This window comes from Enterobacter sp. HSTU-ASh6 (genome assembly GCF_026319105.1).
In the GTDB taxonomy this organism is placed as follows: domain Bacteria; phylum Pseudomonadota; class Gammaproteobacteria; order Enterobacterales; family Enterobacteriaceae; genus Enterobacter; species Enterobacter sichuanensis.
Genome location: NZ_WSPD01000033.1, coordinates 1 through 21,037, shown reverse-complemented (window position 1 = coordinate 21,037; position 21,037 = coordinate 1). Strand labels below are relative to the sequence as shown.

Sequence of the window (21,037 nt, the reverse complement as noted above, 5' to 3'; positions counted from 1 at the left end):
TCACCGCATTGCGAGCAGTATCGTAAAAAAGTTCAGGATTCCGTGAGCTGACGCCAGGCCGCCACTTCCTCATCCAGCCATTCGACGAAGAGAGCCACTTCCGGTTTCGCCTCCGTTAACTGCGATGTTACCAGCCAGTAAGGCCAGGGATACGGCGCAGTGAATGGGGTAAGCTGGACCAGTTCACCCCGGGTGATGGCATCCTGAACCAGAGAACGGCGCTCCAGCGCGATACCTTTACCGAGCCTGACAGCCTCAAGGACTAAGTTTGAATCGTTAATGCATAAGCCGCCGGGCACAATTTCTTTTTCCAGCCCCGCATTAAAACACCAGGTTTTCCACGACTCCATGGAGAATATGATCTGGCTCTTCGCCACCTCAGCCGGCGTCGCCGGGAGCACACCGCCGTTATAACCGGGCGCCGCCACAACAATCAGCTCATCAGAAAAAAGATAATGGCAGTCGCTTCCTTCCCAGTTCCCTTTCCCCATGCGTATCGCAATATCTATCCCTTCCTGCTGCATGCTGGTGATCGTCAGGCTGGCCTGAAGTCGCAGCGTGATGTGCGGATATTTTTCCCGAAACCGTTCCAGACGCGGCAACAGCCAGTGACAACCAAAAGACGGCACCATCGCCAGCGTCAGTTCCAGTATTCTCGGTTTCACCTGCACGAGCCGGGTGGCATCTGCGATATGGTTCAGCGCCTCGCGCACCTGTAACGCATAGAGCCGCCCCTCTTCGTTGATCTGCACCCCTCGGCCATGACGGATAAACAGCTTCACCCCCACCATTTCCTCCAGCACTTTAATCTGCTGGCTGATGGCGGAATGAGTCACATGAAGCTCTTTCGCCGCGAGCGTTACGCTGCCAAGGCGAGCCACCGCTTCAAAACTACGCAAACTTGCGATAGGTGGAAAATCCGACATGAAACCACTCCCTCATATGCTGAATCAGATAAACGGCAACCGGCCAATATGTCAGTAATACTAACTCAGGCCGTAAGATACTGATGATATTCGCCATAACGAATTTATTGTAATGTCTGTTTATCATCTTCTATGAAGCGTTTTTTCACACAGAAAGGAAAACAGGAATCATGATAAAGCTGATTGGCATGATGGATTCTCCTTATGTACGCCGCGTGGCGGTCTCCCTGGAACTTTATGGCGTTGCGTTTGAAAGCCAGCCGCTGTCGGTATTCAGCACATTTGAGGAATTTTCCCGGATCAACCCTGCGGTAAAAGCGCCCACGCTGGTTCTGGATAATGGCACACGTCTGATGGACTCATCGCTGATACTGAATTATTTTGAGGCCCAGGCTGCCCCTGAACGGAGACTGCTGCCCGTGGCACCGGAGGCGCTGGCAAACGATCTGCAGACGCTGGGCTTTATCCTCGCCGCCGCGGAGAAAGCGGTCCAAAATGTGTATGAACACCACCTGCGCCCGGCGGAGAAGCAGCACAATCCATGGATAGAACGCATCACCCACCAGTTGCTGGCTGCCTGCCGGGAATGGAACACCCTGCTGGAACGGCGTCCGGATAATGCGGTGGCCGATCAGGTTGCGGTCACCAGTACGGTTATCTGGACATTTATTCAGTCAATGATCCCTCACGTCGTTAACGCCGGTGATTTTAAAAAGATTCAGGCGGTTGCCGACGTTTTCGAAAACCAGGCGGCATTTAAGAAGTACCCTTTCAGTTAACGCTTCGCTCGGCGTGTTATGGGGCTTTTCAGCCCCTTTTTTTTAGGCTGGAATCGACAGACCGGCGGTGGTCGCATAGCGACCGTTGAAGAAGATGAGCGGCTCACCTTCAGTATGTAACGAATCCACCACTTCACCGATAAAGATCCAGTGATCGCCACCGTCTACCTGACGCCACATTTTACATTCAAGGTGCGCAAGTGCGCCGTCAATTAAAGGCAGTTTATAGCTACTGACCCGGTGGTCTACACGATGAAATTTATCGCTGCCTGCGCTGGCAAAAATATCGCTAACCTGATGCTGATGCCCCGACAGGACATTTATCGCAAAGGCTTCCGTCTTCAGAAAATGTTGAGCGTACCAGGATTGCTTACGCAGGCTCCAGAGTACCAGTGGGGGTTCCAGGGAAACGGTGTTAAAGCTACTGATGGTTAACCCATGGAAATGGTTATCTTTATCCATCATAGTCACGACACACACGCCAGTGGCGAATTGACCAAATACATTGCGTAAGGTTCGGCTATCAAACTGCGCCATATCGTTTCACCTCTGTTAAACCTGTAGACGCGATCTGCTGTTGCAGCGCGCCAGCAAAAATTGTCAGCCCTTCATTCAGAACGCTGTCTTCAATCGTCAAGGGCATTAAAAAGCGGATGGCATTCGCCTGTTTGCCACATTTAAGAAGAATTAGGCCTTCACGGGTACAGCTTTTGACTAACCGATCGATAAGCCCGGTCGCCGGCGTTCGCTCTCCGTTCTCCAGAGAAAAAAGCTCCAGCGCAATCATGGCCCCGACTCCGCGTATTTCATAGCCAATCGCCAGCGGGCTGACAATGGACTCTAAGGCTTTGCGCAGACGCTGACCCAGACGGCGGGCTGCGCCCAGCAGGTCCTTCTCCTCAAAGAGGTCAAGTACCGCCAGCGCTGCCGCGCAGGAAAGCGGATTGCCTGCCCAGGTTCCGCCAAGACCGCCCGGTGCCACCTGGTTGATAAGCGACTCGCGACCGACAACGCCAGACAGCGGAAGTCCGCCGGCAACAGATTTTCCGAACACGATTAAATCGGCGTCAACGCCGGTTTGTTCGATAGCAAAGAACGTCCCCGTGCGACCCGCGCCAGACTGGACTTCATCAGCGATTAACACGATACCTTCCCGGTCGCAGAGTTCACGCAGACCACGCATAAACGCAGGCGGCACGACGTAAAACCCGCCCTCTCCCTGAACGGGTTCGATGACGATGGCGGCCACATCCTGCGGCGCAATATCGCTCGTTAATATCGCCCTGAGGCCAGCCAGCGCCTGCGCAATATCACGCTCCGTCTCTCCCTGCGGAAAGGGAGCCCGAAAGACCGGGCCAGGCATGACACCCATCCCCTGGCTATAGGGCGCAATTTTGCCATTCATCGCAAGCGTCATAAACGTACGCCCGTGATAGGCACCGCTGAAGACAATTACCCCGCTGCGCCCGGTGGCTGCACGGGCAACCTTAAGCGCGCCTTCCACCGCTTCAGACCCCGTCGTCAGGAGAAAACTGCGCCGGTCAAAATCTCCGGGCATGAGGGCGTTAATACGTTCACACACCGCGATATACGATTCATAAGGGGTGGCGGCAAAACAGCTGTGGGTAAACTGATGCAGCTGGCGCTCCACAGCCGCGATGACTTTAGGATGGAGATGCCCGGTATTCAGCGCGGCAATGCCGCCGGAAAAATCGATGTAGCGTCGATTGTTGACGTCATATATCACCGCATTCTCTGCTCGCTGAATATACACCGGATGCATCTGGTTTATGCCACGGGCTACCGCGCCCTCCCGTCGCTGTAAAAGTTGTTCGACTACCGTATCCATAACGCTCTCCTCAGGGGGCGGCCCGGACAGCCGCCCGTCAGGTTATTGATGACGCATCTGTTGCAACATGGCATCAGCATGCTGGTTTAACTGCTGACGATCGCCATAGCGGTAAGGATCGAGGAAATCGAATCGGACCGGTTTATCCCCGCGATCGAACAAGTGGCCAATGCCGCCAGGCGCGTTATGAGCCCAGTAGAACAGGGAATCGGCGAATTCCTCCGTTGCCCGGGAGAGGTAGCGATTGGTGAAATCTGAAAAATCGATCGGGAAATGCTCGCGGTTGTCAGCAAAAAGCGCATGAAGCGTAGCAATCACCTCTTTTTCAGGAAGATGACCAGCGCGATAGGCTTCCATTGTTTCGCAGGCTTTATCGAAAATAGCCTCATAGTACGGGCTTTCAATGGAAAGGTGGCCGGGCCAGGTGGCGCTTTCAAATTCCTTCTCGAGGCGCTCGTCATCACCGTGCTGCTGGTAGTCGCTCAGGATTTTGCGCAGGCGCAAAACGCCAATGTAGCTGCCGCTAATCCAGATACGGAACCACGCATTCCACAGCGGGAAGCTATCAAATGCGGTGAATGAATTTGCCACCAGCCTGTCGTTAACTTTTACCACTTCCAGGCTGTAATCCTGATAGCTGGAGAAACGCTCTTTTGACCAGTCATCCTGTCTGACGGCATGAACAATTTTAGGCGCGACGCGCAGAATCGATTCGAACGTATTGACTAACCCGCGCGAGAACAGCGGATCGACAAAGCCCACCGCATGGCCTAAAAGACAGTAACGCTCGCCTACGCTTTCGCGGCTGGTGTAATTCAGGCGAGGTGCAACGGTCCATTCACGTACCCGGGCTGCGCTTTCAAAGTGGCGGGCAACGGAGGGGTGTTCATCGAGAAAACGGGTAAACTCTTCTTCCGGGTCTCCTGCAGGACCATGTTTATCGATATCGAACTGCAGGCCAACGCTACATAAGGTATTGGTCGAATAGGGATGATTGTTGAAAGGAATAATCCAGAGCCAGCCGCCTTCAAACATGTGATGCAGCGTACTCTGTGAGAGCGGGGTCGGCGAACCGGTCACATCCGTTGAGGCGATGACGTCTTCATACAGTTTGACGCCTGTCATATGGGTGAACAACGAACGGGTACGGCTCTGCATCTCACGCGCACCTTCGCGCAGGCCGAACTTATCGGCAACCGGTGAGCGAAAGCCTGCAGCATCCACGACATATTTTACCTGGATCTGTTCTTTACCCAGATCCAGCAGCATCCCGTCGCCGGTTTCTTCAATAGACTGAATGCGGGTTTGCTGGCGAATGTCTGCACCCAGACGCGCGGCCAGCGCCAGGTAATAGGCATCAATATCCTGGCGGAACAGATGCGCTTCCGGAGACAGTACCGGTGTCGACACAACGTCCTGCGGATTATGCGCTTTATTCTTACCGTTCCATGCAAAGCTGAATGCCAGTTTAATTCCTGCGCTCGACGTGCCAATATTCTCCATCAGTGCATGAATTTCCCCCGGCCACGCCAGCTCAGGAATATTGTACCGGCGGGCAAGTATTTTCAAAAGCACAGCACTTTCCGGTACCATCGATTCCCCCACTGCAAAGCGAGGATGGGTACCTGCATCAATAATCACCACGTTCAATTTCTGTTTTGCCAGAATAGCGCCGAGCATGGTTCCAGCAATACCACTCCCGATGATGGCCACATCATAATGACTTTGTTTCATTGCTTTACCCTTAATAATATTACTGTGAGACTAACTGTGTTGTTATTTCGATTTCATTTTCACGCGCGTGATCGGCCTGAATCAGAAAAAGATATGTCGCTTGTTGCGTTAACCATTCCCTCGCCAGAGACATAGCAATCTCTTTGCCGGTGCGCTGCGGCATCGTCAGTACCAAAGTAGGCCCCTGAAAGCGAAAGCGCGTACAGCAAATGGAAACGGGCGCCCCCACATTGGCATTAATAAAATCGATCGGCGAGACGCGCGATTTTATTGCCATGTCATTAATAATTTTCTCACTGGTATTTACAGGGAATGCCGTACCAAACTGAATAAACCCGACACTCTCATGATGCTTATCCAGCAATGCCTGATGCTGTTGATAAATTTTATTGACAGTAAACAGCACATTTAATGACAACGGGTCTGCTGTTTTTAACCCCCGGCGCAAGGTCTCATCTAAATCTGACCAGATTAATGAGCTTGCGGTACTTGAAGAAACGATTTTCATTAGCTGACCCCCGTTTTACATTACGGTAAATATCAGGCAGGTGTTAAAACCCCCAAACCCAATCGTCATGCTCAAACCCGTTTTTCCCTTTAAGGGCTGAGACTGTGTGGCGGGTAAATTAAAGCGCAGGCCATCAATTGGTTTTTTCAGCTCATAGACCGGGGGGATCGTGCCCGTATTGAGGCTGTGAATGAGCGCGATGGCTTCCAGCGCCCCTGTAGCCCCTAGCGTATGGCCAAAATTACCCTTTGTGGCGAAGACCCAGGGACGATGCGTGAAAAACTGGTTATAGGCATTGCTTTCAACCCGATCGTTGGTCAAGGTACCCGAACCGTGCGCATTAATAAGCGCAATGTCGCCAGGCTCAAGTCCTGCCTGCGTCAGGGCACGCTGCAATGCCAGGCGGATGCCATTGCCTTGCTCATCCGGCGCGGTCAGTCCCGCCGCATCGTTAGACGCCCCCGCGCCGACAAGCCTGGCCAGCACGCGTGGCGCAGACCCGCCTTCCCGTTGCAATACCAGAAAACCGGCCCCTTCTCCGAGAATGGTACCCTCGTGTGTGGCATCGAACGATTTCAGGGTAGAAAGGGAAAGCGTACCCAGCGCGCTATGGGCCAGACGTTTTGAATCAGTAAGAATATCCGCCCCGCCGCATACGCACAGGTCTGCTTGCCCCGTCGCAATTAAATGCGCCCCCAGAAGAAGGGCATCTGAGCCCGATGAGCAGGCGGTAGAGAGGGCGATCCCTTCCATCCCCAGCGACGCCGCCACCTCGTTAACCCAACTGTCGAGAGGCTCCCGGCAAAATGCCTCGCTGTCGAGACGGAATCCAAGACTGGTACCCACAATCAAAAAGCGCCGCTCCTCCGGCACGGGTTCTCCTGCCCCCGCATCTTCAAGCGCCCGGAGGGCAGTACGTTTTGTCAACGCGATCAGTTTTTCGCGCATTTCTGCTGGCCACTCGCCCGGCAGCATAGCGGCCAGTTCAGTACGCAAACTTCGCTCCGATGGCGCTGGCGCAATACCGGTCTGGCTTTCCAGTAAGGTCTGAAAAACATCCTCGATGCCATCGCCAGACGCAGTTGTCCATCCCATGCCGACAACATTTGCGACATACGTTGTAGTAGTCATCATTTTTCCTTTACCGAAAATAATACGGTAAGCTGGTTAAATTGAATTAACGATATATCAGTTGAAGGTGCGTAAAAATTCGTTAAATGGCTTATTCTCAAGCGGAGAAGGATAAAAATTATCTTTGATCTCGCCTGCAGTTAATTCTATTTTCCGTTGATAAGGCTCTTTTTGTAGCCAGCGTGGACCTTCAATGAAATCGAATGTGATATCTGTCGCATCAAACCCATCCAGCTCGGCAGGCTTAACCACTTTCCTTCTTTTACGGTCCAGCACCTGGGCATAAGCAGAAATATCAAAATACCGAATCCGCTCATTCTCCACCACCGCATTAATACAATGCCATGGGCGGGGTAAATAAAGATAATTCACAAAAATATTTCGTAATGAATACACGGGTTTATTGATAATCTGGCTATACAGTATCGCCGCGACATCGGCCATTTCCGAACAGAAACAGGGTAAACGCTGTGTTTGTTTCAGCATTTCGCGAAGATAATCCTGAGGCGTCAGGTTACGTATGACCTCGTCGCGAAAATGCTCATAACGTGAAATATAATAATCCCAGTGTTCCTCAGGGAACTTGAGGCGAACGATGTCCGCTGGCCATGTTTCAAACACATCTGATTCCTGGAGGACATGACACATTGTTTTTGGCACTTCACGCAAAATATCCTCAAGGTTCGTCAAGTGATATTTTTCAATGACCGCCCGTGCCAGTTCCCGAAGTTCATCATTCATGACATCACCTTATTTATATTGTGTTAATGAGGCCGCGCCACAATAAACAAAGTTTATATTTCGCGGCCGTTCGTGGCGTTTGAGTTTTTTCAGCAGGAGGGCACTGTGCTGCTGGCAATTGGTTTCATTGATCAATGATTCGTCGCAGGTCAAAAAAATATCGAACCCCGCTATTTGGTCACCCTCACTGACGATTTGGGTTTTGCAGGTCATTACCCCTTTAATTTCCCGGCACAGCTGTTTCACGGCACCGATATTGACCTTCTCATCCCTAATGACAATGAAATCACTGATTCTGCCTTTGAAAAAAAGGAACCCATCAGCGTCCTGGAAGAAGATATCTCCAGTGCGAAGCCAGCGTTTGCCATCAAGCTCAATAAACGTTTGTCGGTTACCCCGCCCGATACGTTTTACAAGCAAGGTATCAGAACAAATCAGCAACTCCCCCTGCCCGTCCTGCCCGTCTGCACCTGGCAGGATGCGAACTTCCGTCTGGTCAATAGGACGTCCGGCTGAAGCATAATATCCTCTCCCCAGCAGATGTGCCGGGCACGTCGACACTCGGGGTCCGGCTTCGCTGATGCCATAAGTCAGATATAGCTCAAGCCATGGCTGCCGGAGTAAGAAGGCTTCCACCTCTTTCGGCGCAGCCAGATCGCCCCCAATCGTCAGTTTTTTCAAACCCGGCGGAAGCGTGGTTTCCCAGGCGTTCAGCTGTCGCAGTAATACGGGAGTAAGCGAGCTGAGGGTAACGCCGTATCGTTGTAAATCATCCAGATAATGGGGGACAGAAAACGGAGGCCCACTGATAACCATTTCACAGCCGGTCTCCAGGGCAGCAATCATCTGTGCAACCAGCGCGGTGGAATAGCACATCGGCAAACTGATCAATACCCTGTCACTGGCGCTCATACCGATACTTTTGGCGTGGCGCAGCGCGTTACGGCGCAGAGAATCAAAATGATGAACACACCCGCTGCTGAACGACGATGACGTCCCGGACGTGGCAATCACGACCTGCCCCGGCTGTGTCTGTACGGGGCCGCCATGACGGCATTTTCCCACCTGCCAGCGCCCTAGGCTTTCAGTTGCGCTCACCCCCAGTTCCTGCCAACGCCCTTGCTGAACCGGCGTTCGCACCAGCGCCCCTGCTGCAAAGTCCTCAAGCATTTGCAGAATGCGTTCTGCTGGCGTGAGCGGCGGGATCAGCGCTGGCACAAAGCCGCTGTTGAGGACGGCAAAGAACATGTACATCAAGTCCGGGCAGTTCGGCATCGCTATCAGCACCACCTGACCGGGTTCTAAACTCTGCCGCTGCCAGTAATCGACATAGTATTGATAACTCTCTCCTTCAGCGCCGCTGGTCCCCACCGCAGACGTTGCCAGCACCGGAGAAAATAAACCGGCAGGCTCATAGGGAACGAAAGCGGCACGTTCTTCTGCTCGCGTTAGCATTTTCAGGCTCCAAGCTTATTCATAATGAAACGCGAAAGGGTTTGGCATGAATAAAAATTCGCGGGTGAAAACTCTTTATCCTCAACTTTAATATTAAATTCTTCCTCGCACTGGAAGCGTAATTCGACAAATCCAATAGAATCCATTCCTACCATTGAGGCGAGACCGGTTTCGTCAGCAATATCTTCGCGCTCGACGTCCAGACCAATACGTTCAGCGATGATTTCTTTAATACGATCGACAATCACAGGCATATCCAGTTTCATAATTTTACCCTTTAATGTTTTCAAGCGTTTTATTTACTACAGCGGAAGAGGATTCTTTATTTAACCAACGTAATATTGGCGGTGTCGTTGCCGTCACCACGAGCGCCACGATGACCATAATCGAGTAGACACGTTGCGAAATAAGGTGCAATTCGAGCCCAATGGACAGCACGACCAGTTCCATCAGACCACGCGTATTCATGAGCGCGCCAATCATGGAGGCGTCACGTAGTGAATAGCCTGAAATACGCGCCCCAAGCAGAGCACCACTGAACTTGGTCATAAATGCCAGTAAGGTGAACCCGATTATCCAGGCAATATCCTGCGATGCCATACTGAAGTCGAAATGCGTTTTCAGACCGGCACTGACAAACAACACGGGCAGTAAAACATAGTGCATGAAGCCGTTCATACTTGCGTGCCATTGCTTTGCTAACCCGGGGATTCGCGCGAGCATACTGCCCGCCAGCAACGCACCGAAACCACTGTGCAGGTGAAGATAATCCGCTCCCCACGCGCTGATCAAAATCCAAAAAATAATCGCCGGAAATCTCATCTCAGGTTTGTGCGCATACCGAATGAGAAGTGGCACCACGACTTTGCAGGTCACCAGCCAATACAGTACCAGGGTTACCGTCACGACCGATAAATAAGACCACAGCGAATCGGATTTTCCTTCAACCGCAGCAAATACGCTGTCCAAAGCCAAAATCCCCCAGCCTGTCACATCGGTAAGAATGGCAGCTGTGATGACGGGAGGAATGATAGCCAGGTGAAGCATCTTTAAGTCTTCAATGATCCTCACAATCACCGGCAGAGCGGATACCGCCAGTGCCGTTCCCATAAAGATATTAAATAAAAGACGATCGGTTTGTGGCGCCAGTTCGGCATGTACCGAATTCCCCGCTAACACGCCACCGATAAAAGGGAGCAGCATGCCTAATGCCGCTATTTTTAACGCAGCGATAGTTTGCTTACGGCGGCCATGGTTATTACCATGAAAATGCGACAACCCAATATCAAACATGAGCAAAATCATGCCCAAATTCGCCAGCTTATCAATGGTGGTCAGCGACTCCTGGCTAAATAAAGAGGTTTGAAATGAGAACAGCGACATTATTCCGGGAAAGAACGTCGGTCCCAATAAAACGCCTGCAGCAATATGGCCAATGACCTGCGCCTGACCTATCTGCTCCATAAGTTTGCCCACGACATAGCAGGCAAAAACAATCACGGAAAGCTGAATAATAAACATGGGTATCCCCGCCATAGCTAGCGTTGAGTTTATTGATAGTAAAAACGTTCAGTTCGAAACGTGGGCGACGCTATTTTCGTTAAAATGACCTATTGCGGTGGTCATCATCGCAATAATCACCATCACGACGCTCACTAAACAGATGCCCTGCCAGTCCCATCTTTCATACACCCACGGACCAGTAACGGACCCTGCTGCTCCCATTGCATAATAAAAGAACATATAAAGCGCATAGAGGCTGCTTCTTTTATCCGGGTGTAGTCCGAGAACTCGCGTCTGGTTAGCCACCTGCGCGGCAAAACACCCTAAATCGAATAAGATAATACCCAGCGTTAGCCCCGGTAAGGACGCAGGAAAGAGAAACAGGACGGTTATTCCCGCCACCACGAGTACCATTCCGCTAAAAATCACGCTGCGACACCCGAAGCGGTCAGCCAGTTTTCCCGCATAATTCGCCAGTACAAGACCGACGATACCCGCCAGGCCAAATAATCCGGCGGTTCCCGCAGGCAGATGCAAAGGCGGCCTTTGCAGATGAAGCATGATGGTCACCCATAACAGGCTAAAGACAAAAAACCATGCGCCTCCAGTTACAGCAGACTCAATCAGCCGCGCGTTACGCAGTAAACCCGGCAATTTCACCATGACGCTCAGATACCCCGTATCCCTTGCGGGCTTAACATCGGGCAGACATCTGATGGCCAACAACGCCATGGAGGCCATAACGGTGGCGAAGATGGCCAACATCCCTCGCCAGCCAAGCGCATCGGCCAGACTGCCGCCCACTAGCCTTGCCAGCAGGATCCCTGCCGAAATACCCATCGTGATCAGACCGACCGTGGCGCCTTTTGGCGTAATATGAAATCCAAGCGCATTCAGCTGCACTGCGCTTGTCGCCATCGCGCCCGTCACAATTCCCGCGCTAAAAAGGAGCAACGGTTGACGGGTCAGGGAAGCAGTGAACAGCGCAAGCGAGAGGAGGAAAAACTGACAAACGATCAGTTTTTTACGGTTAACGCTATCTCCCAGCGGAACAAGAAAGAGTATTCCCAGCATATAACCTATTTGCATGCTCGCTGCAATGAAGCCGGTATAAAACAGGGGGAGCTGCAAAGATGTCGCGATAGCAGGTAATACGGGCTGGAGAATATAGTTATTCGCCATGGCGGTACCGGCCGCAATGCTGGCAAACCAGATAAACAACGGCGAAACCGCATTGTCTTGTGCGATATCACTCATTAATTACCCCCTGTCTTTTTTTTGCCACAATATCAATTGCCACTTTCATTTTTTTCTCGGGAAAAGGTAATACATGCAATAACGTAAATGCAGGTCTGGAATCACGGAAATAGTTCCCATGAATACGAGCCACCTGCTGCCATTGTTCAATTTCAGTCAGATACAGCCTGCTTTGTATTACATCGTCTATCGCATAACCATTCGATTCGAGTATCCCCTTGATCTTATTAAGAACACATTCCGTTTGCAGTGCGATATCATCAGATTCAATCTCACCACCAGAATTAAGAGGTCCCGTTTTTGAAATATATAGCCAACCGTCAGCTTCTACCGCTCGCGAGAAACCGAAAGCCTCCTCCCAGCTGCTGCCGGAAGTAATAAGTCTTTTTGATTCCACAATGTCATGCCTTTCATCATTGGGTGAAACAAACATATTACAACCCGATCAAATTTGTCCAGAAAAAATAACAAAAAATTGATCTGAAATCTTACTGACAATTAAGTAAGCATTTCCTGGATAAGCTGTAAGCGCAGCTAACCAATCAACAATTAAATTAAACAAATTAAGTAATAAATAACCAACGAAATATCCCAAAACCAATACCAGCTAAAATAAATAAACATCAAAAAAAATGCCCATTTATTTAAGCGGATATATTTATTACGCACAAATAATACAGAACGCAAAAAGAACAGTATTTCGTCATTTATTCTTATAAGTAACCCAATGTAAAATATGAGAAATATTATAATATAAGACAAACCTATGACGTCACGCGTAATCGTTATTGTTGAGAGGTTTTAATAATCCAGGGGGAGAATTTTAAATGGCTTCAATAGAGAAAAGCCTGCTTTTAAGGGCAGGCTTTTGCTTCTTGTTTACGAGAGAGTCGTGCTATGAAGGGCTTAAATCTGATAATCAATCGCCACTTCTTCCGGCTCCATGACCTGGCGTTTAATCTCATCAACGGACAGCCCGGCATTGCAGAGCTCGATAAAGCGCCACACATAGTTGCGCTGGAGCTGTCCGCGCTTGAGGCCCAGCCATACGGTATTGGCGTCAAACAGATGACGTGTATCCAGACGCACCAGGTTCCCGGCTTCGCGCTCGCCTCCGGACTGTTCCGCCACCAGACCAATACCCAGCCCCAGCTCGACGTAAGTTTTAATCACATCGGAATCCTGCGCGCTGAGCACCACATCCGGCGTTAACCCTTTTCGGTTGAAGGCTTCATCAATGCGTGAACGTCCGGTAATGCCCTGGCGGTAGGTAATCAGTGGCCATTTTGCGATCTCCTCCAGCGTCAGCGGAGAGACCTGATTCAGGGGATGATCGACCGGAAGTAACAGACTGTGATACCAGCGGAACCACGGGAAGGCCACCAGCAGCGGGTCGTTGCTCAGGCGTTCACTGGCGATGCCGATATCCGCCCCACCGTTTTGCAGCAGCACTTCAATCTCCTGCGGCGTGCCCTGGATAAGCTCCAGACGCACCTCCGGGAAGAGTTCGCGGAAGGCTTTAATCACTGGCGGCAGGCTGTAGCGCGCCTGGGTATGGGTGGTGGCGATGGTGAGCACGCCGGAGGCATCATTGGTAAAGAGATCGGCCAGACGACGCACGTTGCTGGCCTCGTTGAGGATCCGCTCCGCGATAGTGAGCAATGCCTTGCCAGGCTCTGTCATGCCGAGCAGGCGCTTACCGCGGCGGATAAAGATCTCTATCCCCAGCTCCTCTTCCAGCTCGCGGATATGGCGGCTGACGCCGGACTGAGAGGTATAAAGCATATTGGCGACCTCGGTCAGGTTGTAATCCCGCCTGGCCGCCTCACGGATAATTTTAAGTTGCTGGAAATTCACGATTCACTCCGGCGCATCTGACATAGCTCTATTGTTAGAGTCAGCTGAGCTGCAGAACAAATAATAAAAACCAGCATCTTATGCTTTTATGGAATATCAGCTCACGAGCTGAAGTTCGCGGTTCTCAAGCGATGGCTTGCTGACCAGCGACATCAAAATCTCTTTAACCGCCTGCGCCTGCGGCGACAGCGAGCCGCGTGCGGACATGTTCAGCGACAGCGGCAGGCTCATTGAAGGCGTGGTGATGCGCGCCATCCAGGCGTTTGCCGCGCTGCACAGCGAACGCGCGGCGGATTCCGGCAGCACCGTGACCCCCATTCCGCTGGCAATGGCTGCGGTCAGCGTGGAGATCGAGTCGATTTCGCCGATGATTTTTGCCGTCAGGCGGCGCAGGGAGAAGGCTTCGTCCACGCGCACGCGCACGGCGCTGTAATCGCGCGGCAAATAGAGGTTCATCTCTGCCACCGCGGTAAGGTCAACGCTCTGCCCCGGGCAGTCGCGGGTGCCCACAAGATAAAGATCTTCTTTCAGCAGCGGCTGGCTGGTGATCCCGGCGACCGGGGAGCGATCGTAAAGCACCGCCATATCCAGCTGGCCGCTGAGCAGTTTGTCATTCAGTACGGACCCGCTGTTTTCGTGCAGGTACACCAGCACTTCTGGCAGCTCAGCGCGAACGGCCTGCAGCAATGGCATGGTAATAGATGATGCGGCCGTTCCCGGCGCCAGACCGATAGAAACATGCCCGCTCAACGTCTGGCCAACGTTATGAACCGCCAGCTGCGCCTGTTCACACTGGCGAAGGATGGTGCGCGCGTGGGTATAAAGGATTTTACCGGCTTCCGTTGGCGTAACGCCGCGTTTGGTGCGGATCAACAGCTGCTGATCCATCTCGCCTTCCAGAGTAGCCACCTGCTGGCTCAGCGCAGGCTGCGCGATATGCAGCACTTCCGCCGCTTGAGTCAGGCTGCCGATATCGACGATTTTTACGAAGTATTTCAGTCGTCTTAAGTTCATTTTGCCCCCTGTTCGAAATGCTGTGCCGGAACCGGCTGTCGTTGTTGAACAGGTTTTGCAATATGAATGCCAGTTTTACCAGGCGGTCTGAATTGTTCGCTAACCACCTGAAAATAAGGAATCCTAATCATGGAGGGGGCTTTTATTACTGAAACAGCAGTTTATGATCTGCCCCATTAGGGGTATATCCGCACCAAAGCAGTGCATTCCGCTGTCAAAAACGCCACTTTGCCGATTTTGTCAGCAAACGATCAAAAGGCGTTGATCCACCCTTTGACAAGGGAGACGCAGGTCGATAATATGCGCCCCGTTCACACGATTCCTCTGTAGTTCAGTCGGTAGAACGGCGGACTGTTAATCCGTATGTCACTGGTTCGAGTCCAGTCAGAGGAGCCAAATTTGAAAAGCCTGCTTTTAAAGCAGGCTTTTTGCTTTTCTGGGTTGGGTTAAATTGTCGGGTGGCGAAAATGTCCTCAATTGCCGAGCTTCACCGGCATCCCTGACCGCCGTTCCAGCTCAGCACCTGCCCCCTCGTTGATCAACTCTGTCCGCAGCGCGGCCGATATCGGCAGCGGCACTTTCCGGGTCGATTCAAATTCCGCACGGTTACGTGACAACGGCTCATGCACTTCCACCCAGCGGCTACCGTCCGGCTCGGTGGTGACTTTAACGGGCTGATCGATAAGCTGTACCCGGGTTCCGACCGGAACGTTATCGAACAGGTATTTGATGTCGTTATTGCGCAGACGAATACAGCCCTGGCTCACCCGCAGCCCGATGCCAAAATTCGAGTTGGTGCCGTGAATGGCGTACAGCCTGCCGATATAAATGGCATACAGCCCCATCGGGTTATCCGGCCCGGCAGGCACGAATGCAGGCAGCGTTTTGCCTTCTGCCGCATAGGCGCGGCGCGTATTGGGCGTCGGCGACCATGTCGGTCCCTCCTGCTTACGCTCAACCGCCGTCACCCAGTTACGCGGCGTTTCGCGCCCGGCCTGACCGATGCCAATGGGCAGGACTTCTACGGTAGTGCCGCCGGGCGGATAATAGTAGAGGCGCATTTCTGCCGCATTCACGATAATGCCTTCCCGGACGGTGTCAGGCAGAATCAGCTGCTGGGGAATAACCAGCCGGGTACCGGATTTGGGCAAAAAAGGATCCACGCCCGGGTTCGCTTCCAGCATATTACTTAGCCCCTGACCGTACTGTGCGGCAAACGCCTCGAGCGGTAACGTATTGCGATCCGGCACGGTGATGACCTGCGCGCTTCCCACCAGTCGGCTGCCCGTCGGCGGCAACGGATAGCTCACCGCCTGCACGCTCTGGCTGATAAGCAACGCAGCAAGACACCCCAACACCTCTTTACGACACATCGTCCCTTCCTCCGTCGCTTCGTTCTTCACTAAGCATAGCGTAGCCGTTTTGCATTACCCATCAGGAAATAAAATCAGTTTGCACAGGCTCCCTGTCGCGGTAGTCTCATAAGTTCCGTTTACGTGACGGCCGCTTTGTGAGTGACTTTTTCTTATACCAATAATTAAAAATCAGTGCAGACAGGACAATTATGGATTCCACTCTCACCTCCACACATCCCACCGAGGAGACACCTTCGCTCAATCGTGCCCGCCGCGCCGCCCTCGGCAGCTTCGCGGGTGCCGTCGTCGACTGGTATGATTTTCTGCTCTACGGCATTACCGCCGCCCTGGTCTTTAACCGCGAATTCTTCCCGCAGGTCAGCCCCGCGATGGGCACGCTCGCCGCGTTTGCCACCTTCGGCGTCGGCTTTCTGTTTCGCCCGTTGGGTGGCGTGATCTTCGGCCACTTCGGCGACCGCCTCGGTCGCAAACGTATGCTGATGCTCACCGTCTGGATGATGGGGATCGCCACCGCGCTGATTGGCATCCTCCCTTCGTTTTCCACCATTGGCTGGTGGGCACCGGTACTACTGGCTACCCTGCGCGCCATTCAGGGGTTCGCCGTGGGCGGCGAGTGGGGCGGCGCGGCGCTGTTATCGGTTGAGAGCGCGCCAAAAAATAAGAAAGCGTTTTACAGCAGCGGCGTACAGGTCGGGTATGGCGTGGGTCTGCTCCTTTCCACCGGGCTGGTCTCCTTAATCAGCCAGCTCACCACCGACGAACAGTTCCTGAGCTGGGGCTGGCGCATTCCGTTCATCTTCAGCATCGTGCTGGTCATCGCCGCGCTGTGGATCCGTAACGGGATGGAAGAGTCCGCTGAATTCGAACAGCAGCAGGAAATAGCTGCCGTCAAAAAGCGGCTGCCGGTGATGGAAGCCCTGGTGCAGCACCCTGGCGCTTTTCTGAAAATTATCGCCCTGCGCCTGTGCGAACTGCTGACGATGTATATCGTCACCGCGTTTGCGCTGAACTACTCAACGCAGAATCTCGGTCTGCCGCGAGAGCTGTTTCTGAATATCGGCCTGGTGGTCGGCGGGATCAGCTGCCTGACCATCCCCTGTTTCGCCTGGCTGGCGGACCGCTTTGGTCGACGTCGCGTTTATATCACCGGGGCGCTGGTGGGAACCCTCAGCGCCTGGCCCTTCTTTATGGCGCTGGAGGCGCAGTCGATATTCTGGATTGTCTTCTTTGCCATTATGCTCGCGAACATCGCTCACGATATGGTGGTCTGCGTCCAGCAGCCGATGTTTACCGAACTGTTCGGCGCCAGCTACCGCTACAGCGGAGCAGGCGTGGGTTACCAGGTTGCAAGCGTCGTCGGCGGCGGGTTTACCCCCTTTATTGCCGCCGCGCTGGTGACCTTCTCCGGCGGAAACTGGCACAGCGTGGCGATTTATCTGCTGGCCGGCTGCCTGCTCTCTGCGGCGACGGCGCTTCTGATGAAAGAGACGCACCACCGCTGATCTCACTTTTGTTTCACAGGCGTGTGACATACTATCGGGTAGAGTCGCACACCTGTGGAACAAGGAGACAGAGATGAATAATAAGGGCTCCAGCCTGACCCCGGCTCAGGCGCTGGAAAAACTCGACGCACTGTATGAACAGTCCGTCAACGCGCTGCGCAGCGCCATTAGCGAGTATATCGACACAGGGAAACTCCCCGACGAAAAGGCCAGAAGCGAGGGCCTTTTTGTTTATCCGTCGCTCTCTGTGACCTGGGACGGCAGCGCCAGCACCACGCCGAAAACCCGCGCCTATGCCCGTTTTACCCACTCCGGCTGCTACAGCACCACCGTCACCCGCCCTGCGCTGTTCCGCCCTTACCTTGAAGAGCAGCTTACGCTGCTGTACCAGGACTACGGTGCGCACATCGCCGTTGAGCCTTCCCAGCACGAGATCCCCTATCCGTACGTGATTGACGGCTCGGCGTTAACGCTGGACCGCTCCATGAGCGCGGGCCTGACCCGCCACTTCCCGACGACGGAACTTTCGCAGATTGGCGATGAGACGGCTGACGGCATTTATCACCCGGCAGAGTTTTCTCCTCTGTCACATTTTGATGCCCGCCGGGTCGATTTCTCCCTGGCGCGCCTGCGTCACTACACCGGTACGCCAGCCGAACATTTTCAACCCTTCGTGCTCTTTACCAACTACACTCGCTACGTCGACGAGTTTGTCCGCTGGGGCTGCAGCCAAATCCTCGACCCGGAGAGCCCTTACATCGCGCTCTCCTGTGCCGGCGGGATCTGGATCACCGCAGAGACCGAAGCCCCCGAGCAGCTGATTTCCGACCTGGCGTGGAAAAAGCATCAGATGCCAGCCTGGCACCTGATCACCGCCGACGGTCAGGGCATTACGTTGATTAACATTGGCGTCGGCCCGTCGAATGCGAAAACCATCTGCGACCATCTGGCAGTTCTGCGCCCGGACGTGTGGCTGATGATTGGCCACTGCGGCGGCCTGCGCGAAAGCCAGCTGATTGGCGATTACGTGCTCGCACACGCCTATCTGCGTGATGACCATGTGCTTGACGCCGTACTGCCGCCGGATATTCCCATCCCAAGCATCGCCGAGGTCCAGCGTGCGTTGTATGACGCCACCAAAGAGGTGAGCGGCATGCCGGGCGAAGAAGTTAAGCAGCGCCTGCGCACCGGCACGGTCGTCACTACGGACGATCGCAACTGGGAGCTGCGCTACTCCGCCTCCGCGCTGCGGTTTAACCTGAGCCGCGCGGTGGCGATTGATATGGAAAGCGCCACCATCGCCGCGCAGGGCTATCGCTTCCGCGTCCCCTACGGCACGCTGCTGTGCGTCTCCGATAAACCGCTGCACGGCGAAATTAAGCTGCCGGGCCAGGCCAACCGTTTCTATGAAGGGGCGATATCCGAACATCTGCAGATTGGCATCCGCGCCATTGACCTGCTGCGAGCGGAAGGGGACAGACTCCATTCCCGCAAGCTGCGCACCTTCAACGAGCCGCCGTTCCGCTAATTACGACAAGGATAAATAATGTACAGCACATCACCTCTCTCTGCCCTGCGCCAGTGGCTTGAAGCCAGCCATCTCGACGGGATGATCGTCCCGCGCGCCGATGCCTGGCAGAGTGAATACTGCGCGCCCTACGATGAAAAGCTGGCCTGGCTGACAGGCTTTGACGGTTCGGCCGGTGTGGCGCTGGTGCTGCAGGACAAAGCACTGCTGTTCGTCGATGGCCGCTATCAGGTTCAGGCGCGCGTGCAGGTCAACACGGATGAGATTGAGATCCACCATCTGCATAACGAGCCGCTGGCGCAATGGCTGGCGGAAAACGTGGGGGCAGGCACGCGCATCGGTTTTGACCCGCTGCTGATGACTAATACGGAGTTTGATCAGCTGTCCGCCACAGCGTGCGAACTGGTGCCATTGAGTGAATCGCCTTTTGATACTCTGTGGACTGACCGCCCTGCCGCACCGGCGGGGCTTATTCGTAGCATGCCGGTTGAACTCAGCGGTGAAAGCAGCGCAGACAAACGTCAGCGCGTTGCCGCCGTGCTGGCCGCCAGCCATGCCGATTATCTGGCCGTTACCCTGCCGGACAATATCGCCTGGCTCCTGAACGTGCGGGGAGCAGATATCCCTTACAGCCCGGTACCGCTCTCTTTTGTCCTGCTGGGTCGAGACGGTCATGTTGAGTGGTTTGTTAACGACAATAAGCTCAGCGCCCTGCCAGACGCCGTGCGCAATGCGTTCACTATTGCGCCGCAGGACGCCTTTATCGAGCGCTGCCAGCGCCTTGCTGCCGGTAAACGGGTAATGGTAGATGCCGATTCCGCGCCGGTAGCCCTGCGCTTCGCTATTGAGCCACAGGGAGAGATTGTCTGGCAGACCGACCCTATAACCCTGATGAAGGCCACCAAAAACCCGGTCGAACTGGCGGGTTACCGCGAGTGTCATCACCAGGACGGTGCCGCGTGGGTCAACTTCCTTGCCTGGCTGAGCCGTGAAGTGCCGCTGCGCGAGGCGGCAGGAAACCCGCTAACCGAGCTGGAGGTTCAGGCGCAACAGCTTGCGTTCCGTAAACAGCAGCCCGGGTTTATCGAGCAAAGCTTTGCCACCATCTCCGCCTCCTCCAGCAATGCGGCGATGTGCCATTACCATTCGAGCGAGGCCAGCAACAAGCCCATCGTTCATGACCAGTTTTACCTGAACGATTCCGGCGGTCAGTATGCTAATGGCACTACCGATGCCACGCGCACGTTGGCCTGGGGTCAGGTCGACCCGCAGCAGCGCCTGCACTACACCGCCGTGTTGAGAGGCTTCCTGTCGCTGATTACCCTGCAGTTTCCTTCCGGCACTCAGGGACATCAGCTGGATGCTTTCGCGCGTCGTCCATTGTGGGAGATGGGGCTGGATTACGATCACGGTACGGGGCATGGCGTGGGGCATCAGCTTCTGATCCATGAAAACCCGCATCGTATTGCCAAAAAGGTCAATCCGTGGCCGCTGGTGGCGGGCAATATCATGACTATCGAACCGGGATATTATCTGGGCGATAGCCACGGTATCCGCATCGAAAACCAGGTAGAAATCGTTGAGAGCCGTCCGGGATTCTGCAAATTTGCTTCGCTGACGCTGATCCCCATCGACCTGAGTCAGGTCGAGCTGGATCTGTTAAGCGAGCAGGAAAAAGCGTGGCTGGATGCATATCACCAGCAGGTACGTGAGGCGCTGTTACCCCTGGTGAACAGCGAAGCGCGTTCGTGGCTGGAAGCGGCGACGGCGCCGATTAGCGTGTAATTTCGTGCGGTCTGGTGCCCTTGTATGTTTAAAGTCACTTCAGTTACCCGTCAACAGACGGGTAAACTGTCACTGAGTTTGACCTGATGCCA

General features: G+C 53.8%; 19 protein-coding genes and 1 tRNA gene. 5 read left to right on the top strand and 15 right to left on the bottom strand.

The genetic code is table 11. The features are described from left to right. Positions 1 to 32: 32 nt before the first annotated feature. A complete protein-coding gene (locus GM298_RS22510; RefSeq protein WP_266155352.1) occupies positions 33 to 926 on the bottom strand; it encodes a LysR substrate-binding domain-containing protein in 894 nt (297 codons plus the stop codon). 170 nt (positions 927 to 1,096) lie between these two features. Between GM298_RS22510 and GM298_RS22505 the strand changes: the two genes are divergently transcribed. Further along, positions 1,097 to 1,705 (top strand): glutathione S-transferase family protein, encoded by a 609-nt coding sequence (locus GM298_RS22505; RefSeq protein WP_266155351.1) that lies wholly within the window; start codon positions 1,097 to 1,099, stop codon positions 1,703 to 1,705. Between the two features lie 42 nt (positions 1,706 to 1,747). Here GM298_RS22505 and GM298_RS22500 read toward each other — a convergent pair whose 3' ends face one another. The 13 genes from GM298_RS22500 to nac form a co-directional block, all read right to left on the bottom strand. Then, positions 1,748 to 2,242, bottom strand: coding sequence for a flavin reductase family protein (locus GM298_RS22500; RefSeq protein ID WP_025760076.1), 495 nt, complete (start codon positions 2,240 to 2,242; stop codon positions 1,748 to 1,750). After that, on the bottom strand, positions 2,229 to 3,554 hold the full coding sequence (locus GM298_RS22495; RefSeq protein WP_266155350.1) for an aminotransferase class III-fold pyridoxal phosphate-dependent enzyme: 1,326 nt from the start codon (positions 3,552 to 3,554) through the stop codon (positions 2,229 to 2,231). Before GM298_RS22495 ends, GM298_RS22500 begins: the two co-directional genes overlap by 14 nt. Positions 3,555 to 3,596: 42 nt before the next feature. After that, positions 3,597 to 5,288, bottom strand: coding sequence for an NAD(P)/FAD-dependent oxidoreductase (locus GM298_RS22490; protein ID WP_126800773.1), 1,692 nt, complete (start codon positions 5,286 to 5,288; stop codon positions 3,597 to 3,599). Positions 5,289 to 5,307: 19 nt separating this feature from the next. After that, complete coding sequence (locus tag GM298_RS22485; protein WP_266155349.1) at positions 5,308 to 5,796, bottom strand: hypothetical protein; 489 nt, start codon at positions 5,794 to 5,796, stop codon at positions 5,308 to 5,310. A gap of 15 nt (positions 5,797 to 5,811) precedes the next feature. Then, positions 5,812 to 6,930 carry a beta-ketoacyl synthase N-terminal-like domain-containing protein gene (locus GM298_RS22480; protein WP_266155348.1) on the bottom strand — a complete coding sequence of 373 codons (1,119 nt, stop codon included), beginning with the start codon at positions 6,928 to 6,930 and terminating at the stop codon, positions 5,812 to 5,814. Between the two features lie 54 nt (positions 6,931 to 6,984). Then, the gene (locus GM298_RS22475; protein ID WP_266155347.1) at positions 6,985 to 7,668 is read right to left on the bottom strand and encodes a hypothetical protein; all 684 of its coding nucleotides are present in this window, start codon (positions 7,666 to 7,668) and stop codon (positions 6,985 to 6,987) included. Positions 7,669 to 7,677: 9 nt separating this feature from the next. After that, on the bottom strand, positions 7,678 to 9,123 hold the full coding sequence (locus GM298_RS22470; RefSeq protein ID WP_266155345.1) for a class I adenylate-forming enzyme family protein: 1,446 nt from the start codon (positions 9,121 to 9,123) through the stop codon (positions 7,678 to 7,680). Between the two features lie 2 nt (positions 9,124 to 9,125). Further along, positions 9,126 to 9,389, bottom strand: a complete 264-nt coding sequence (locus tag GM298_RS22465) for an acyl carrier protein (protein ID WP_014884442.1) — start codon at positions 9,387 to 9,389, stop codon at positions 9,126 to 9,128. Between the two features lie 4 nt (positions 9,390 to 9,393). Further along, a complete protein-coding gene (locus tag GM298_RS22460) occupies positions 9,394 to 10,644 on the bottom strand; it encodes a cation:proton antiporter (RefSeq protein ID WP_266155344.1) in 1,251 nt (416 codons plus the stop codon). A gap of 48 nt (positions 10,645 to 10,692) precedes the next feature. Then, positions 10,693 to 11,883 carry an MFS transporter gene (locus tag GM298_RS22455; RefSeq protein WP_126800769.1) on the bottom strand — a complete coding sequence of 397 codons (1,191 nt, stop codon included), beginning with the start codon at positions 11,881 to 11,883 and terminating at the stop codon, positions 10,693 to 10,695. Beyond that, on the bottom strand, positions 11,876 to 12,316 hold the full coding sequence (locus tag GM298_RS22450; protein WP_126800768.1) for a Rid family hydrolase: 441 nt from the start codon (positions 12,314 to 12,316) through the stop codon (positions 11,876 to 11,878). Before GM298_RS22450 ends, GM298_RS22455 begins: the two co-directional genes overlap by 8 nt. A 473-nt stretch (positions 12,317 to 12,789) precedes the next feature. Further along, positions 12,790 to 13,740 (bottom strand): HTH-type transcriptional regulator Cbl, encoded by a 951-nt coding sequence (gene cbl, locus GM298_RS22445; protein WP_025759285.1) that lies wholly within the window; start codon positions 13,738 to 13,740, stop codon positions 12,790 to 12,792. Between the two features lie 96 nt (positions 13,741 to 13,836). Then, a complete protein-coding gene (nac, locus tag GM298_RS22440) occupies positions 13,837 to 14,754 on the bottom strand; it encodes a nitrogen assimilation transcriptional regulator NAC (protein WP_045286298.1) in 918 nt (305 codons plus the stop codon). Between the two features lie 320 nt (positions 14,755 to 15,074). On the opposite strand from nac, the gene GM298_RS22435 reads away from it, so the two are divergent. Then, positions 15,075 to 15,150: transfer RNA gene (locus tag GM298_RS22435), tRNA-Asn, on the top strand. A 77-nt stretch (positions 15,151 to 15,227) separates the two neighbouring features. Here GM298_RS22435 and ldtA read toward each other — a convergent pair. Then, positions 15,228 to 16,127 carry a L,D-transpeptidase gene (gene ldtA, locus GM298_RS22430; RefSeq protein WP_025759289.1) on the bottom strand — a complete coding sequence of 300 codons (900 nt, stop codon included), beginning with the start codon at positions 16,125 to 16,127 and terminating at the stop codon, positions 15,228 to 15,230. Positions 16,128 to 16,318: 191 nt separating this feature from the next. Between ldtA and shiA the strand changes: the two genes are divergently transcribed. From shiA to GM298_RS22415, 3 genes are all read left to right on the top strand, one after another. Then, positions 16,319 to 17,632: a shikimate transporter gene (gene shiA / locus GM298_RS22425; protein WP_266155343.1), complete on the top strand. Its 1,314-nt coding sequence runs from the start codon at positions 16,319 to 16,321 to the stop codon at positions 17,630 to 17,632. Positions 17,633 to 17,705: 73 nt separating this feature from the next. Further along, a complete protein-coding gene (locus tag GM298_RS22420) occupies positions 17,706 to 19,160 on the top strand; it encodes an AMP nucleosidase (RefSeq protein WP_025759291.1) in 1,455 nt (484 codons plus the stop codon). An 18-nt stretch (positions 19,161 to 19,178) separates the two neighbouring features. Beyond that, the gene (locus GM298_RS22415; protein WP_266155342.1) at positions 19,179 to 20,945 is read left to right on the top strand and encodes an aminopeptidase P family protein; all 1,767 of its coding nucleotides are present in this window, start codon (positions 19,179 to 19,181) and stop codon (positions 20,943 to 20,945) included. The last annotated feature ends 92 nt before the right edge of the window (positions 20,946 to 21,037 follow it).